The sequence below is a fragment of the Aeromonas cavernicola genome, assembly GCF_002795305.1.
Lineage (GTDB): Bacteria > Pseudomonadota > Gammaproteobacteria > Enterobacterales > Aeromonadaceae > Aeromonas > Aeromonas cavernicola.
In genome coordinates this window covers 1-16,241 of the sequence record NZ_PGGC01000131.1, presented here as the reverse complement: position 1 = coordinate 16,241, position 16,241 = coordinate 1, and the positions used below count along the sequence as shown (strand labels likewise).

The following is a 16,241-nucleotide window of genomic DNA, read 5'->3' as shown; positions in this document are numbered from 1 at the left end:
GGCAATATAATTAGAAATCGTAACGCAGACCGAGATGATAAATATCATCGTCATTGCTGTGGCCAAAGGTATTTTGACCGGCACTGCCATCACGACCATTTCGAATAACATAAGTAGTATAAATGGATGAGAATGGCGTTAATTTATACTGCAGTTCGAACAGATAATCACGTAGTGCCATATCGCCACCGCCATCATTTTCTAGATGACGATAGCCGACTCGGGTTGTAAAGTACGAGTTAATATTATAAGTCACGTTACTTTCTAATACGTCATCACGGCTGCTTTCTTCATCAGCATATGAAACACTATCGCTGGAATAAAGCGCGCCAATAATAAAGTCCCCAACGTAATAACGAGCACCTGCACCACCGAAGCGATATTTTTGGGCGTCGTTATTAATTATACTACCTTCTTGATGGTCGGCCATGGTTTGTTGATAAGCCACTACTGGCACCAAGCGGCCCATCTCTGCGAAATCAAAGGTATAACTTAACAGTGTGTTATAGCCATAATCCAAATCTGAGCTGCCATTACCTAAAATATAGGCAGTAGAAAACTCAATATTATTAAAGATATTACTGTATTGAATAGTGGCATCTTGCCGTACAATTTGAACTGCAGTCGGATCGACACGGCTAGCTTGACGACCAGTGATAAACGATGCAGCAGCAAAAATATCGGCCACATCGGTCATGGAGATCAAACCGGAAGAGACACGGCCAAAGGTGACTTTGCCTAACTCGTTGCCATCGATACCTACCCATACATAGCGAGCAACCAAGTTGTCACCACGTTCGACCAAGTTACCATTGCTGTCTCGGCGCAGACTATTGGCGTATTCAGCGGCATTGACTTGATACTGTGCCAAGCCAATCAGTGAGAATTGGTTATCAATTTTCTGACGACCTTTGACCCCAATGCGAGCGTCAAAAGAACCTTTTATATCATCAGTTGTACGATTATTAAAATCAGCCCCCAGTCGGCCAATTACTGCCAAATCGGAGCCATCGTTATCTGTATATACCACGGCAGCATCAGCACCAAGTGAGAGTGCCGCCATCGATATTAAGAGGCTGATTGCAGTTTTATTCATGATTTTATCCTCTGTTAGCTATTTTTAGTTATTAAAATGTAAAGACATCAACCTAACGGAGCTGCCTTATATCATGGAAAATCTTTTGTTTTTATGTAAAAAAAGTATATCCAGCTTATTAAGTTTGTTGTCAAAATCTAGAGCGGGACTTAATAAAGTGATACGTCACTTCAATCCGCTGCTTTAACTAGGTAATTAAGTTCTTAACATTGATATGTTATTTATCATGAAATAAGCTCCCCGTAAGATAATAATGAGTCTGTTTGCTGGTGGCTTATTCTAATAAGTAGCCAAATGACTAGCTGTTATTAGTAAATATCTGCGTTGCGGATAGTATTGCCCTCAATCTGCACTGAACGCATTATTGATAATATTAGTAATGAACCTCGGTGGATAATATATGGTGAGTGAGCTGCGATCCTATAAGCGCTATTTAACTTGCCGCGTTGGCCTGACGTAGTGCTCGACATCCTCAGGCACGCTGCACGTTGCGGCCGCTAGGCGCTATGTATGACCACATTGACGGCGCCAATGAGGCCTACCGCAACAGGTTCTTACTCACCACATATTGAGTCCGCCGCGACACCTGCAAGCTAGTTGCCGTGATGTGGCGGCGAAGCTAAGCCATAACTTACGACCTTATTGCAGATCCACGCCTTTGCAGCCAAACATCAGGGTAAACAGGTAACCACCGATATAGGCCGTAACTAGGCCCGCTGCGTAGACCATCATGCCTGGGAAGATACCGTCAGCAGAGGTCATCAGCGGCAGGGCCACGATACCGGAGGGACCAAACACCGTGTTTAAGCCAACCGGTAAGCCCAGCCAAGAGATCAGGCCCACTAAAAATCCACCCAAGGCACCACCACAACAGGCGGTAATGAAAGGTTTGACCCGTGGCAGGGTGACCCCATAAATCAGTGGCTCACCGACCCCCAAAATACCCGGAATAATGGTGCCCTTTACTTGAGTACGGAGCAGTGAGTCTTTACCTGCTTTGACGTAGAGCGCGAGCGCCGCCCCGACTTGACCGGCACCTGCCATGGCAAGAATGGGGAATAGCGAGTTAAAGCCTTGGGCATCCATCAGGGCGAAATAGACAGGGACGAAGCCTTGGTGAATCCCAAATACGACCGAAATAAGGAACAGGCCTGCCAGAATCGCTGTACCAAACGGGTTGCCATTGAGGTTGATAAACAGCCATGACATGCCGTTATAGAGCTGTACCCCGATCGGCATGATCAAGACGAACGTCACCGCTCCCATGATCAGCAGGGTAATGCAAGAGGTCAGGATCATATCCAGACTATCTGGCATAAACCGACGCACCTGCCGCTCAACCGAGGCGCCAATAATACAGGCGATCAAGACCCCAATAATGTTGCCGCGCGGATCGATTTGATAACCGAAGAAGTTGGTGATCCCTGAGTAGATCCCAGTGGTTGCTTGTGGGTCATAGCCCATGACAAACAAAGAGGCGAGAATGGCGCCATTGACGCCAGAACCGCCAAAGGCTTTCTGGGCGTTGTAGCCAATCAGGATACTCAAGAAGCTAAACATGCCCTTACTAAATAACTTCATGTAACCGACCAGCTCAGTCAGTAAGCCCCCAGCCATGCTGGCGTCTTTGAGCAAGGTCTGTTCAATCAGGGTGGCGCAACCGAGCAGTAATCCGGCAGCAATAAAGCCTGGGATCAGCGGAGTGAAGATGGTGGCGAACTTGGTCAGAAAGCGGTGTGCTGCACTGGTTTGCTTCTGTTTCATGGCCTGCTTTTGGGCCGCAGCAATGTCGCGTAGATCGTCAGATTGCGTCGGTTGTGGCTGAGCTTGGCCACTTACCCCCGCGCTGAGCATGGCATTCATCATCTCGCAGGCGGTCTGTGCTTTGCCTGGGCCTAGCACGATCTGGAACTGGTCATCACTTTCAATGACGCCCAGTACCCCAGCAATACGCTTGATGTTATCGCGATCGGCTTGTCCGCTGTTGGCCAAGCTCAGTCGTAACCGTGTCATGCAGTGGCCACATTGGGTGATGTTATCCGGGCCACCAATGGCCTGAATGATCTGGCCAATCATGGTGTCAGTAATTTTTGCCATAAAGAATCCAGTCTGTGTGATATCTGGGGGCCATTGCCCCCTTGTTGTTAGCGGATTGCTGTTATCAGCAACCTTGTTGTGAGTCGATCAACGCGCCGCTGGGCTAATGAAGCCACCGTTATTGTGCAAGCGCTCCCGTGCCTCGCTAGCCGAAATATTGGCCAGGATCATCACGATGGCGGTCTTGCAGTGATTGTTGGCGGCCGCCAATGCCTGTTCTGCGGTCGTGCGGTCACATTCGGTAGCTTCCATCACGATCCGCTTTTGGCGCTCAACCAGTTTGGCGTTGGTGGCCTCTACATCGACCATCAGGTTGCCGTAGACCTTACCCGTGCGGATCATCGCGCCGGTTGAGAGCATATTGAGGATCAGCTTCTGGGCTGTCCCTGCCTTCATCCGTGATGAGCCGGTCACGACTTCAGGCCCAACCACCGCCACCATGGCGATATCAGCAGCCTGAGCCAGCGGGCTATTTGGGTTACAACTGATGCTAAATACGCTGGCACCTTGGGATTTGGCATAGGCCATCGCCCCTAGCACGTACGGCGTGCGGCCGCTTGCGGCGATGCCTACCAGCACGTCATTGGCATTGAAATCGATGTTTTTCAAATCGTTAACCCCAAACTCCACACTATCTTCGGCATTTTCTACCGCTTGTAAGATGGCTTTGTGGCCGCCGGCAATCAGGCCCACGACTTGACCCGCAGGTACACCGTAGGTAGGGGGACATTCACTGGCATCGAGAATACCGAGTCGCCCTGAGGTGCCTGCACCGATGTAGACTAAACGGCCTCCTTTGTTAAAGGCGGCGGCGATGATATCCACTGCGCGGGCAATTTCTGGTAATAGTTGGCCAACGGCTAGCGCTACTCGTTGATCTTCTTGATTAATCACTCGCAGCATGGCCAAGGTAGAGAGCTGATCGATCTCTGCACTGGCGGGGTTGCGGGTTTCGGTAATCATGCTTGATAGGTCAATGGCCATCGTTTCCTCTACTACGTCGGTTGGTTGCCATGTCCGGGCAAAAAAACATCCTTCCTGATGATAGAAGCATGTTCGATTTTAGATTTTCATTATGAGATATGCGTCGCATAATTAATTATTCCATCATACATTAATAATAAATTCTGAAAATTCCTACACGACGAGGTGAGCAAGAAGGATGGCTCTTTGCGACAGAGTGAGTGCCGACCTTCTGCATCTCGCTCGACTCATCCCGTGGGTCACTCATATTGCTCCGGTTATATAATGAGCCGGAGCGGACAAATCCGAGGCAGGCCGCTGCAGCATCGCGGGCAGGGCAACGGAGGGTTTGCAGCTTGCTGAGCGGAGGGGCAATAGGTGCAGTTTTGCTTAAGCAGGTGTACCCTGCGCGCAGGTATTTGGTCACCCAGAGTAAGAGTAAATTATCCCATGCTTGATCCTGCTCGCCGCCAGATGTTGGCCCGTATGGGAATTCAACGTTGGCAACTGCGCCCCTCTGACAAGCTGATGGCACAACATCACAGCGTTCCAGCAAACGGTAAACTCTGGTTAGTTGCCGCCAGCCTGCCTCCTGCACCTTTGCTGGTCGATATTTGTCAGTGGCTTGGCATCCGGCCAGAGGAGGTTGCCCTGCTCACTGAACCGCCAGCTCCGCAGCGGTTACAAGGTACCACCTTGCCTCTGCTCTGGCTGACCAGTGCTGACCCTCGTTGGCCGATGGCGCTGGTGTGTCCGCTCAATCCTGATGCTGGACAAAAGCGGGCACTCTGGCAGCAGCTACGACAGTGCTCTGTCAGCTGAACTAGATGAGCGCCAAGCATTATCTCGTTACATTCGGTGTTGCTGCGGTGCGAGGATGCAATTAAGGAGCCCTGTTAGTAGGGCAACCCCAACGGCTTATGGTCATGCCAGTTGCCACGTTTATTACTATCTGGAGCCCTGATGATTGAGTTTTGTCCGTTACTGGCCACCGATTTTGAGCGGATCTATCCCATCGAGCAGGCTGCTCACCTTGAGCCATGGAGCCCTGCCAATCTGCTCTCCTGTTTTGGGCCACGCTATCTCAACGGCTTAATGTTGCATGATGGCCAGCCTGCCGGATTCTATATCTCAGATCTGGTGGCAGGAGACAGCTCCTTGATGAACATCTGTGTACTGCCTGCTTTGCAAGGCAAGGGGCTGGGGTGGGCGCTCTTGCAGGAGTACTTGGCGCGTAGTAAAGCCAACCGTGCAGAGGCTTGGTTTCTTGAAGTTCGCGCCAGTAATCACAAGGCGATTCGGTTATACGAGCGGGCTGGCTTTGCTGAGTATTGCCGCCGAGACGGCTACTACGGTACGGGTAACGCGCGGGAAGATGCGATCTTGATGTCACGCTTGTTTGATCTTGATTAAGAGTGCTCCCTGCCCAGAGCAGGGCTCCTGCCATTCACCCCCTTTGCTCCTTCTCTTTTTAAGATAGTGGCGGCTATCCGTTGTCAATTAACGAGTATCGCGCCTTGTAGCCGTGCGTTTTTCACCTTTTTGCCGGTTTTATGACCTAGGACAAATGGCGAACAGTTGTAAGCTGTAATATTGACGTTTAAACTCTGGCCCCAATTTTATGGCCCTATTGGGCGAACAACTGTAATGAAAGGATATGTAACGGATGCCTAAGCTTCATCTGGTTCAATTGATGCGCGAGCGCATTGCGCAGCTTGGCAATAAGGCCGCCTTGCGGGTACAGCAGGATGGTCAGTGGCGCGCCATTGGTTGGCGCACCCTGGGCCAAGCCATGGACTACTGTGCCCAGGCGCTGATCCGCGCTGGTCACCAGCCCACCGAAATGGTCGGTATCTATTCGCGCAACATGCCAGAGTGGACCCAGGCCGATCTCGGCATCCTTGCCGCTCGCGGCGTCAGCGTCCCCATCTACCCCACCAGCACCTTAGATCAGCTGCGCTATATCGTGCGCGATGCCAATATCGGTCTACTGTTTGTCGGCGAACAGCCCCAGTTCGATCAAGCGTTGCAACTGATCGCAAGCGGTGAGATCCGCCAGATTGTCGTACTCGATAGTGATGTCGATCTGCGTGGGTGCCCGCAGGCGAGCCACTTCCGGGAATTTTTGGTCTCTGGCAATCATCAGTCCAGTGAACAGGCGCTGCGGCTACGCGAAAGCCAGTATCAGATGGATGACCTGCTGACCCTGATCTACACCTCCGGCACGACCGGGGAGCCTAAAGGGGTGATGCTTGATTACGCCAATATCGCCGCTTGCTTTGAGATGCACAACCAGCGCCTCGACCTGAATGAGCAAGATCGCTCGCTGTGCATGTTGCCACTGAGTCACGTATTTGAGCGCGTCTGGACCTACTACGTGCTCTATTGCGGCGCCGAGAACGTCTACATCCGTGATCCGCAACAGGTGATGGAAGTGATAGGTGAGGTGCAGCCCACCGTGATGTGCGCTGTACCTCGTCTTTACGAGAAGGCGTACTCGATGATCCAAGCCAAAGTGGCACAAGCACCGGCACTGCGTCGCGTGCTGTTTGGTTGGGCTACCCGAGTTGGTAAACAGCTGGTTGCCATCCGGCAGGCGGGCAAATCTGCCTCGCCATTGCTCTACGGCCAGCTATGGCTGGCCGAGCGGCTGGTGTTTCGCAAGTTGCGGGCCCGCTTCGGCGGCCGTACCCGGTTCCTGCCGGTTGCGGGGGCCCGTTTGGCAGATGATGTGAACCTCTTCTTCCAAGCGATGGGGCTTAACCTGAAATATGGTTACGGCATGACCGAGACTACCGCTACCGTCTGCTGCTATGAAGATTGCCAGTTCAAGTTGGGCTCCATTGGCAAGGTGCTCAGCGGTATTGATGTCAAACTGGGTGAAAACAATGAGTTACTGGTGCGTTCTCCCACCGTGATGCGCGGTTATTACAATAAGCCGCAAGCCACTGCGGAGGTGATGACGGCCGATGGTTTTCTGCGTACCGGCGATGCAGCTGAGCTCGACGGCGAAGGTAACATCTACTTTACTGAGCGCCTCAAGGAGCTGATGAAGACCTCCAATGGCAAGTATGTCGCGCCGCAACTGGTGGAAGGGACCCTGGGTAAAGATCGCTTCATTGAGCAGATCGCCATTGTTGCTGATGCCCGTCACTTCGTATCGGCACTGATCGTGCCCTGTTTTACGTCGTTGGAAGAGTATGCCCGCTCCATCAACCTGCAGTACCAGTGCAAGAGCGAATTGCTACGCCACTCTCGGGTGATGGAGTTTTTCGAATCGCGCATTACTGAACTGCAACAAGAGCTCGCCAAGTTTGAACAGGTGAAGAAATTCACACTGCTGCCGCGTGCTTTTTCGATGGAGCTGGGCGAAATCACCCCCACCATGAAGCTACGGCGCAAGATCATCGAGACCCAATATCACGATGAGATAGAGGCGATGTATAACCACGTTTAAGGGACACACCTGAGGTAAAACCAGCTCTAAGATCGAAACAATGCCGCCCGCTTACCATGCGGGCGGCATTGTTCTACCGCTCGTTTTACCAGTAATTTTCTGCACTGATATTGCCCGGTACCCGCCGCAGATTCTTGGTCAGTCCTAGCGCCAGCAAGGTCTGCTGAGTCTCTTTCACCATCTCCGGATTGCCGCAGAGCAGCACCTGACTCTGCTCGGGCGAAAAGGCGAGCCCCACCCGCTGCTGCAACAGGCCTGCTGCGATGGCTGCGGGGATCCGTCCTGCCATCGTATCGGGCCAGGGCTCGCGGCTGACAAAGGGCACATAGCGAAAGCGCTCGCCATATTGCGCAGCAAAGCTAGCGATAAGCGGCTGATAACTGAGCTCTTCGCCTTTGCGCACCCCGTGCACCAGCACCAGATTGTCGAAACGATGGAAGGCTTCGCCATCGGCCAGCATGGAGAGGAATGGGCCGATGGCAGTACCGGTTGAGAGCAGCCAGAGATCGCGCCCAGCAGGCACCTCATCCAGTGTTAGAAAACCGCTCGCCTGTGATTGCACCAGCAGGCTGTCTCCCACTTGCAGCGAGCCGAGCGAGGGAGTCAGCTCACCGCTCGGGATCTCGACCAGATAAAACTCGTGGTATGGCGTAGAGGGAGGATTGACGAAGGAGTAGGCGCGCTGAATGCGGCGATCGCCCTGCTCAAGGGCCAGCTTGGTGAATTGGCCTGCTTTGTAGGGGGCCAGCTCGGCCGCTACGCGCAGAGAAAATAGGGTGGGTGTCCATTCGATGCGTTCGATGACGCGGCCTTCGACCCAGGCAGCCATAAGGATCTCCTCCAGTGGAACAGACCTTTACTCTACCCCTCGGCCCAAAAATAAAAAACCCGCGCAAAAGCGCGGGTTTTCTTGCAACAGCGAATCGCTATTACAGGGCAACAACCTGGATCTGTACGGTTGCTTTAACGTCAGCGTGCAGCTGAACAGCAACTTCGTAGTCACCGGTGTTACGCAGAACGTTGCCCATGCGGACTTCGCTCTTGGCAACGGCTACGCCAGCAGCAGTGATGGCTTCAGCCACGTCACGGGTACCGATGGAACCGAACAGTTTGCCTTCGTCGCCAGACTTGGAAGCGATAACCACGGTAGCCAGTTCGGCCAGCTTGGCAGCACGCTCTTCAGCAGCCGCTTTGTTGGCAGCCAGTTTGGCTTCCAGCTCAGCGCGACGAGCACCGAAAGCTTCGATGTTGGCCTTGGTGGCCATAACAGCTTTGCCTTGCGGGATCAGATAGTTACGGGCGTAGCCAGCTTTAACAGCGACTTGATCACCCAGACCGCCCAGTTTGGCGATTTTGTCGAGCAGGATAACTTGCATTACCTTTCCTCTATAAATTTCGTTGAGTTAGGCTTAAGCGCCGGACCGATTCTTACTTGTTGTGCAGATCGGTGTACGGCAGCAGAGCCAGGTAACGAGCACGCTTGATGGCGCGTGCCAGCTGACGCTGATACTTGGCGCGGGTACCGGTGATACGACTCGGTACGATCTTGCCAGATTCAGTGATGTAGTTTTTCAGAGTAACGATATCTTTGTAGTCGATCTCGGTAACGTTCTCGGCAGTGAAGCGGCAGAACTTACGACGACGGAAATAACGTGCCATGGCCTTTATCCTCTAGTCAGTGATCTAAGAATTACTCTTCGGAAGCAGCTTCAAGAGCGTCTTCGCGGCGCTCGTCGTCACGACGGGTGAAGCGCTCTTCTTTGGCCTTGGCCATCGGAGAAACTTCAGTCACAGCGTGCTTGGTGCGCATGATCATGTTGCGGATAACGGCATCGTTGAAGCGGAAGTTGGTTTCCAGCTCATCGATAACGGCTTGCTCTGCTTCTACGTTCAGCAGAACGTAGTGGGCTTTGTGCAGCTTGTCGATTGGGTAAGCCAGCTGACGACGGCCCCAATCTTCTAGGCGATGAATAGTGCCACCAGAGGTGGTGATAGCGCCGGTGTAACGCTCGATCATGCCGGGTACTTGCTCGCTCTGGTCCGGATGAACCATGAAGACGATTTCGTAATGACGCATTTTAGCTCCTTACGGATTAATTCAGCCTCCGCCCAGGTGCAGCCAGACCTCGGAGGCAAGGAACATAATGGTGTTTAGTCGCTGCTTTTCTAGGGCGGCGTATTGTACGAAATCACATCCCCCACTGCAACTGACGGCCCTAAATGTTTTTCCCGATGAAAATCATCAAAAACAACAATTGATAATAATTATCATTTATATCTATCCTCCCTTCATATCCTCATGGAGAGAGATGCCATGCCACCCGCACAGACGACTACGATCCCAGCCCGCAAATTCAAACTGACTCTGCTCGGACCTGCCTTTATCGCCGCTATCGGCTATATCGACCCGGGCAACTTCGCCACCAATATTCAGGCGGGCTCTACCTTTGGCTACCAGCTGCTCTGGGTGGTGGTATGGGCCAACCTGATGGCCATGGTGGTGCAAACCCTCTCGGCCAAGCTCGGCATCGTCACTGGCAAAAATCTTGCGGAGCACATCCGCGACCGACTGCCTAAACCCGCAGTTTGGGCCTACTGGGTGCAGGCAGAGATCATTGCCATGGCCACCGATCTCGCCGAATTTATTGGCGCCGCAGTCGGCTTCAAGCTGCTGCTTGGCGTGACCTTGCTTGAAGGAGCCTGTATCACCGCCGTGGTGACCTGGGGGATCCTGATGCTGCAATCCCGTGGCCAGAAGCCGCTGGAGTTGGTGGTCGGTGGCCTGTTGCTGTTTGTCGCGGCGGCCTACATCGTCGAGCTGATGGTCTCCCGCCCCCATCTGCCCAGCCTGCTGGAAGGGGCCCTCTTCCCCAGTCTGCCCAACAGCGATGCCGTCTATCTGGCCGCCGGTGTGCTCGGTGCCACCGTGATGCCCCATGTCATCTACCTGCACTCGGCACTGACCCAGCACACGCAGGATCAGGGCTCGGTCAGCCAGCGGCTGCACACCACTCGGGTGGATGTGGCGATTGCCATGACCATCGCAGGCTTCGTCAATCTGGCGATGATGGCGATGGCTGCGGCTGCGTTCCACAGCTCGGGCCACCAGCAGGTAGTGGAGCTGGAATCCGCCTACCAGACCCTCACCCCGCTGCTGGGTCAGGCGGCTGCCACCCTGTTTGGCCTCTCGCTGGTCGCCTCCGGTATCAGCTCTACCGTGGTGGGTACCCTGGCCGGGCAAGTGGTGATGCAGGGCTTTGTCCGCTTTACCATCCCGCTCTGGCTGCGTCGCGCCATCACCATGGCTCCCGCCTTCGTGGTGATCGCCATGGGGCTCAACACCACCGAAATTCTGGTGCTGAGTCAGGTGATCCTGAGCTTTGGCATCGCGCTGGCCCTGATCCCGCTGTTGATGCTGACCGGCGATCGGGCACTGATGGGGCAACATCGCAACCATCCGGTCACACAAGCCATCGGCCGCCTTATCGTTGCGCTGGTAATCGGGCTCAACGTCTATCTGCTGGTCGCCATGATCTAGCGAACCGTAAAACCGAGAAGAGGGGCTCATTAACACTGGTTAATGAGCCCTTTCGTACTTTGGCGTATGCTGCCGCTTTCTCTTCTCATTTATCGTTGCGGGAGCCTTGCCATGAAACATACCCGAGTCAGCTTCGTGCTGGGCCATCATCAGGAGCAGGCCAGCGTGGTCTGCTGCCAGCGCGGTGACACCACACTGCTGGTCACCGACCTCACCCCCTTTCATCCCCAAAGCCACCTCTGGCCCGATCAGCCGGGGGATGTGGGTCATGTTCGCTGGGAAGGTGGCGAAGCAACCATTGGCCCTTGCCGGATGGGGGCCATTAGCCCGGATGGCGAGCTGTTCGTCGATACTGCCATTCCGGTCAAACGGGGTGCAGAGGGGTGGCGTTTCGTGGTGGTGCATCCGCTGACTGGTGACCACGCGCTGGCCGTCGGCAGCCAGGTCGAATTGCAAGTGGATAGCGCTGCTCGCTATCACCTGAGTCTTGGCCATAGCGGCTGCCATCTGGCGGCGCTCGCCCTCAACCGGGTACTCATCCCCTACTGGCGCAAGGAGGTGAGCGAGCGCGATGCGCTGGGCCAGCCCGACTTCGACCGCCTTGCCATTCAAAGTTCACGGGTCGAGCCTTACGGTTCGCGGGAGCAGTACCGCATCGGCAAGAGTTTGCGCAAGAAGGGGGTCAACAGCGAAGCCCTGCTGGCGGATCTGGCGCTGATTGAAGAGAAGGTCAACCAGCAGCTGGCCGACTGGATCACAGCCGGGGGCGAGATCAGCCGCAGCCGCGCTGGCGAGGCGATCATCGATTCCCGTTACTGGCACTGCACGCTGGAAGGCCTGGAGGTGACCATTCCCTGTGGCGGCACTCACGCCACTGATTTACAAGCACTGAGACAACTCCACGTTCAGCTGTCCATCAGTGAGGATGGTTTTGTGTTGATATCAAAAATGCCTAACGAGTAGCACCTAAAGCAGTTAACGGGTATAGGGAATGCACAATGACGTGAGTATTGATTCGATGTTGGCTAATAAAAGGAAATGGGCGTCCAGCGTTGGGCCCGAACGGTTAGAAAAGACAATGCCAGTCTATTGACTGGCATTGTGTTAAATAGCGAAGAGAGATTACTTGACAGCGTCTTTAAGTGCTTTGCCTGCCACAAAAGAAGGCACATTAGCAGCAGCAATCTGGATCTCTTTACCTGTCTGAGGATTGCGGCCAGTTCGGCCAGCGCGGTGGTTCACTTTGAAGGTACCAAAACCAACTAGTTGAACAGCATCACCTTCTTTTAAGCTCTGAGTAATACCATTGATAATCTCTTCCAGAGCAACTTTAGCCTGAGCCTTGCTCAGATCCGCTTTAGCTGCAATCGCATCGACAAGTTGAGCTTTATTCATAATGTTTCCTCTCGGGGCAGTTGGCGCCGAGCAACTCTATTCAAAAATAAACAGGCAGGCAAAGGCTTTATTGAACTGGTGTCGTCTAACACTGTGCTTTTCATCAAAATATGCGGAAATAGTCACATATCAACCATATAAACCCATGGCTGTGTACTGCATAACACTGTTTTGGACTAGCACTGGCGGGGGACGATATAGTGCTAACTGTACAATATCCCACCACCCCTATTGACGATTGACTAGATTTTCCCTAGTTATAGGGTGTCATTGCCCAAACGGATCGGAAGGTCATGCTCGATAGCCCAGTCCTATGGAGGGATTATGCTGACAAGATTGGAACAGACCACACAAGCGTTGGCAGGAAAGCACAGGGCCATCGATGATTGGTTAGATGCTAGACAAGATTTACTAGTGGAATACATGAAGCTTGCTGGAATGAGTCCAGCACGTAGTAAGCAACGTTGTCTTCCTGACCAGCAAGCGCTGCAGCACTTTTGTAATAAGTTGGTTGATTACGTTAGTGCTGGCCACTTCGAGATTTACAATCATGTTGTTACTGCTTTTGAACAAGCGAGCGGTGATACTCTGGAATTAGCGAAACGGATTTATCCTCATATCCGAACTAGTACGGAAAAAGCCCTAGAGTTTAATGATAAATACAGCGATGCTGACGAAGCTCAGCTGTTATTACTTGATGAAGATCTCAATGAGTTAGGGCCCATGCTTGAAGATCGATTCAAACAGGAAGATCGCTTGGTTAAAGCGCTACGAGTAGTTGAATCTTTACTGACGCAGCATGTTTAGTCGATGTATGGATATTGTGGCCAAATAAATCGCCAAGGCATTAGCTACTTCAGCCGAATATTTTAATGTGTAATATGAATATAAACAGGAGAAAATTATGTCTGAGCGTCGCCGTTTTGCTCGAGTTCTCTATCTGGTAGAAGCAGAGCTGAAGCAGGATACCAAGGTATGGCATACCCAATTGATTGACATATCTTTACAAGGGGCACTGTTAAATAAGCCAAATGATTGGCAACTCAGTGATAACAAAGATTTTTTACTTAGTTTTTGTCTTGGTGATAGTGATATTAAAATTAGTATGCAGGTTGAATTGACACACGAAGTCAGCCAAAAACTAGGCTTCCATTGTCATCACATAGACATAGACAGTGCTACACACCTAAAGCGAATGATAGAGCTAAATATTGGTGATGAAGAGCTACTGCATCGTGAGTTAAATCAGTTGTTACTGGAACATACGGAACACTCTTAAACCTGCCATATGACTTAAACCGTCGTTGATTAAGCTAATCTATGCTGATTATGGCCAGCTGCGAAGGCATTGATGTTGTCAATTAATTGATCTGCCAGACGTTGTATCGATGCCTCACTTGCCCACGCCACATGGGGGGTCAGGATAAAATTGGGGTATTGCAGCGCCTGCATGAGTGGATGATCTAGCGGTGGTGGCTCAATACTCGCCACATCAAATCCCGCGCCCCCAAGGTGACCATCAGCCAGCACTTTCAGTAATGCCGTTTCATCGACTAATCCGCCACGGCCAACATTGATTAGCAACGCGCCTGGCTTCATCAGCCTAAGCTCACGTTCACCTAACAGATTACGCGTGGTAGGTGTGAGTGGGCAGTGTAGGCTGATCACATCCGAGCATTGCAGCAGCTCATCCAGTGGTAACCTATCGGGCTCTTGACTCGTTGCTAGTTGTCTCTGGGCATAGCGTACTGTCATACCCATGTGTTTTGCCCGTTCACCTAGAGCTTGGCCTAATGTCCCTTTACCGATAATACCCAATTGCTTACCTTGCAAATCCACGATGCTGTGATCAAAGAAACAAAATTGGCCACTTTGTTGCCAGCGGCCTGCTAATAGTGACTGACGCCAAGCAAATAAATTACGCGAGAGTGCGAGTATCAATGCCATGGCATGTTCAGGCACAGAGGGGCCAGAATAGTTACGGATATTGCATACCCCAACGTTCGCAGCACGACAAGCCGTCAAATCCACATTGTCACTACCTGTGGCAGCTAATGCGATCAACTGGAGCTGCGGCAATTGTGCTAGTTCTTTTGCCCCGATACGCACTTTATTGACGATAGCAATACTCGCATCCTTTAGCCGTTCAACTACTTGTTCAGGGGATGTATTCGGATAGGACTGCCAGCGATGAGGAAAATTGGGACAAGGTAAGGTGATGTTGGCATCAAGAGTATCACGTTCGAGAAACACAATGTGGTGCTGCATGGCAAGTCCTGATGGTGTTGGCTGCAGCTATGATGCCAAAGAAGGTGCGTATAAAACCAGCATATATATTGAATGCTCTTCTCTCCAGTTGCAGGAGTGGATCGTAGGGATGATGGTTATGGTGCCCACAGAACTCACGCACCTTATCCGACAGGATGGTAGACTCACGGATCATGCGCTTAAAAGAATGGCAGCACCGTGAGGCCGACAGTTCTGTGTATCACTGGGAGCTTCACATTCATACTTTGTGCTGCATTAGAAGAACTGCGCAGCTTTAGAAATTCCTACTGCCGCCGTTAACTCGTTAACAGGAGGGTGAGCATTATGACAAAACTACCGTTATCACTGCTGTTACTGAGTTGTTTTATCAGCAATGCATCCTGTGCGACTGATGGTGATTTATTCGAGAACCAACATTGGCAAGCCAGTGACTGGCAAGCGCTACCTGATACGACCGAAATTGATAAGCAGACGGTGTTATATGCCAAACACGATAGTGAAAATTATCTGGGGCTAGCGATTTTATTGCCTGATTGGCAGCGTAGCGGTCAGCTGTGGCAGCTGACTCGTGCACTACGCAAGCTCGGTTTCGATACCTTGTTACTCCATCCCTTACCGGCACAGAGCGAATTTGATCCTGCCGCAGAGAAAAAACAGAAAGACAGCGAAACATTTCGCAAGCAATTTGCCGAGCGGATCGCTAAATCAGCTGATGCCAAACTCCAAGAGGGAGGATTTAAGCTGATCTTAGCGCAAGGTACAGGCGCCGCTTGGATGGCGAATATTATTGCCAGTGAACAGTTACCCGCCCCCGACGCGTTGGTGTTACTTGATGGTTTTTTCCCTGACCAACAGAGTAATCAAATGCTCGCCAAGCAAGTGGCCCAAGCCACTATGCCAACGTTAGACCTCTATCAAGAAGACGGCTCGCGGTGGCCAACATTGGCAGCAGAGGCTCGCCAGAGCGAAATCAGACGCAGCCACAAACTTAATTATCGCCCTTATGCACTACTAGATCTCGCTGAGACACCGACTCGCATTCAGGGATGGCTTAATCACTTGGGGTGGCTGTGACTGTATGAGCGGTTGCATCTCAACTTACTCGCCGTACATGACTTTATTTTCCGCAAGAAGGAGCGTATCAAGATCAGCTATCGGCCTCTTCTATCATATTCACGGGTGTTGTTATGTTGCGTGAATGGAACTAACTGAGGAAGCAGAGATCGGTAATCCCCCCGAAAAACTGAGGCGCCATCAGCTTGACTGTATGCCTCAGCCCTGGCACTTTATTGGCCCAGTAATCGATACTACCGCATGCCCCCATGCCGATCGGGCTAGGAGGAAGATTGCTAAAGAACGAGAGCATCTGCTCCCGCTTCAACTGTCGCTTGAGGATCGTCTTGTCACGTTGATCAACGCCATGTAAT

General features: G+C 52.1%; 17 protein-coding genes and 1 pseudogene. 8 read left to right on the top strand and 10 right to left on the bottom strand.

Annotated features, from left to right (window positions below; genetic code table 11):
- Positions 1-10: 10 nt before the first annotated feature.
- The 3 genes from CUC53_RS14015 to murQ form a co-directional block, all read right to left on the bottom strand.
- Entirely contained in the window at positions 11-1,096 is a 1,086-nt protein-coding gene (locus CUC53_RS14015) for a porin (RefSeq protein WP_100294728.1), read from the bottom strand.
- Between the two features lie 639 nt (positions 1,097-1,735).
- Positions 1,736-3,193 carry a PTS N-acetylmuramic acid transporter subunit IIBC gene (murP, locus tag CUC53_RS14010; protein WP_100294727.1) on the bottom strand — a complete coding sequence of 486 codons (1,458 nt, stop codon included), beginning with the start codon at positions 3,191-3,193 and terminating at the stop codon, positions 1,736-1,738.
- Positions 3,194-3,280: 87 nt separating this feature from the next.
- Complete coding sequence (gene murQ, locus CUC53_RS14005; protein ID WP_100294726.1) at positions 3,281-4,177, bottom strand: N-acetylmuramic acid 6-phosphate etherase; 897 nt, start codon at positions 4,175-4,177, stop codon at positions 3,281-3,283.
- 429 nt (positions 4,178-4,606) lie between these two features.
- Here murQ and CUC53_RS14000 point away from each other — a divergent pair, with 429 nt between their 5' ends.
- The 3 genes from CUC53_RS14000 to CUC53_RS13990 all read left to right on the top strand — a co-directional run bounded on the left by CUC53_RS14000 (position 4,607) and on the right by CUC53_RS13990 (position 7,613).
- On the top strand, positions 4,607-4,978 hold the full coding sequence (locus CUC53_RS14000; protein WP_100294725.1) for a DNA polymerase III subunit psi: 372 nt from the start codon (positions 4,607-4,609) through the stop codon (positions 4,976-4,978).
- A gap of 141 nt (positions 4,979-5,119) precedes the next feature.
- Entirely contained in the window at positions 5,120-5,569 is a 450-nt protein-coding gene (gene rimI / locus CUC53_RS13995; RefSeq protein WP_100294724.1) for a ribosomal protein S18-alanine N-acetyltransferase, read from the top strand.
- Positions 5,570-5,822: 253 nt separating this feature from the next.
- Positions 5,823-7,613, top strand: coding sequence for an AMP-dependent synthetase/ligase (locus CUC53_RS13990; protein ID WP_100294723.1), 1,791 nt, complete (start codon positions 5,823-5,825; stop codon positions 7,611-7,613).
- An 85-nt stretch (positions 7,614-7,698) separates the two neighbouring features.
- Here CUC53_RS13990 and CUC53_RS13985 read toward each other — a convergent pair whose 3' ends face one another.
- The 4 genes from CUC53_RS13985 to rpsF all read right to left on the bottom strand — a co-directional run bounded on the left by CUC53_RS13985 (position 7,699) and on the right by rpsF (position 9,690).
- A complete protein-coding gene (locus tag CUC53_RS13985) occupies positions 7,699-8,442 on the bottom strand; it encodes a ferredoxin--NADP reductase (RefSeq protein ID WP_100294722.1) in 744 nt (247 codons plus the stop codon).
- Between the two features lie 100 nt (positions 8,443-8,542).
- Positions 8,543-8,989 carry a 50S ribosomal protein L9 gene (rplI, locus tag CUC53_RS13980; RefSeq protein ID WP_033135469.1) on the bottom strand — a complete coding sequence of 149 codons (447 nt, stop codon included), beginning with the start codon at positions 8,987-8,989 and terminating at the stop codon, positions 8,543-8,545.
- Between the two features lie 52 nt (positions 8,990-9,041).
- Positions 9,042-9,272, bottom strand: a complete 231-nt coding sequence (gene rpsR, locus CUC53_RS13975; RefSeq protein ID WP_005308890.1) for a 30S ribosomal protein S18 — start codon at positions 9,270-9,272, stop codon at positions 9,042-9,044.
- A gap of 31 nt (positions 9,273-9,303) precedes the next feature.
- Positions 9,304-9,690: a 30S ribosomal protein S6 gene (rpsF, locus tag CUC53_RS13970; RefSeq protein WP_100294721.1), complete on the bottom strand. Its 387-nt coding sequence runs from the start codon at positions 9,688-9,690 to the stop codon at positions 9,304-9,306.
- A 237-nt stretch (positions 9,691-9,927) separates the two neighbouring features.
- On the opposite strand from rpsF, the gene CUC53_RS13965 reads away from it, so the two are divergent.
- The gene (locus tag CUC53_RS13965; protein WP_167386762.1) at positions 9,928-11,151 is read left to right on the top strand and encodes an Nramp family divalent metal transporter; all 1,224 of its coding nucleotides are present in this window, start codon (positions 9,928-9,930) and stop codon (positions 11,149-11,151) included.
- A gap of 111 nt (positions 11,152-11,262) precedes the next feature.
- Positions 11,263-12,114 carry an alanyl-tRNA editing protein gene (locus CUC53_RS13960; protein ID WP_100294719.1) on the top strand — a complete coding sequence of 284 codons (852 nt, stop codon included), beginning with the start codon at positions 11,263-11,265 and terminating at the stop codon, positions 12,112-12,114.
- A gap of 159 nt (positions 12,115-12,273) precedes the next feature.
- On the opposite strand, the gene hupA is transcribed toward CUC53_RS13960, so the two are convergent.
- Positions 12,274-12,546: a nucleoid-associated protein HU-alpha gene (hupA, locus tag CUC53_RS13955; protein ID WP_005305063.1), complete on the bottom strand. Its 273-nt coding sequence runs from the start codon at positions 12,544-12,546 to the stop codon at positions 12,274-12,276.
- A 324-nt stretch (positions 12,547-12,870) separates the two neighbouring features.
- Between hupA and rsd the strand changes: the two genes are divergently transcribed.
- Both rsd and CUC53_RS13945 read left to right on the top strand, forming a co-directional pair.
- Entirely contained in the window at positions 12,871-13,353 is a 483-nt protein-coding gene (gene rsd, locus CUC53_RS13950) for a sigma D regulator (RefSeq protein ID WP_100294718.1), read from the top strand.
- Positions 13,354-13,450: 97 nt separating this feature from the next.
- A complete protein-coding gene (locus CUC53_RS13945) occupies positions 13,451-13,825 on the top strand; it encodes a PilZ domain-containing protein (protein WP_100294717.1) in 375 nt (124 codons plus the stop codon).
- A 29-nt stretch (positions 13,826-13,854) separates the two neighbouring features.
- Here CUC53_RS13945 and CUC53_RS13940 read toward each other — a convergent pair whose 3' ends face one another.
- Positions 13,855-14,814, bottom strand: a complete 960-nt coding sequence (locus CUC53_RS13940) for a D-2-hydroxyacid dehydrogenase (protein WP_100294716.1) — start codon at positions 14,812-14,814, stop codon at positions 13,855-13,857.
- 324 nt (positions 14,815-15,138) lie between these two features.
- Here CUC53_RS13940 and CUC53_RS13930 point away from each other — a divergent pair, with 324 nt between their 5' ends.
- Positions 15,139-15,888 (top strand): DUF3530 family protein, encoded by a 750-nt coding sequence (locus tag CUC53_RS13930; protein ID WP_100294714.1) that lies wholly within the window; start codon positions 15,139-15,141, stop codon positions 15,886-15,888.
- A 166-nt stretch (positions 15,889-16,054) separates the two neighbouring features.
- Here the strand turns inward: CUC53_RS13930 and CUC53_RS19290 are convergent.
- A pseudogene (locus tag CUC53_RS19290) lies at positions 16,055-16,241 on the bottom strand (IS110 family transposase); the annotation flags it as partial.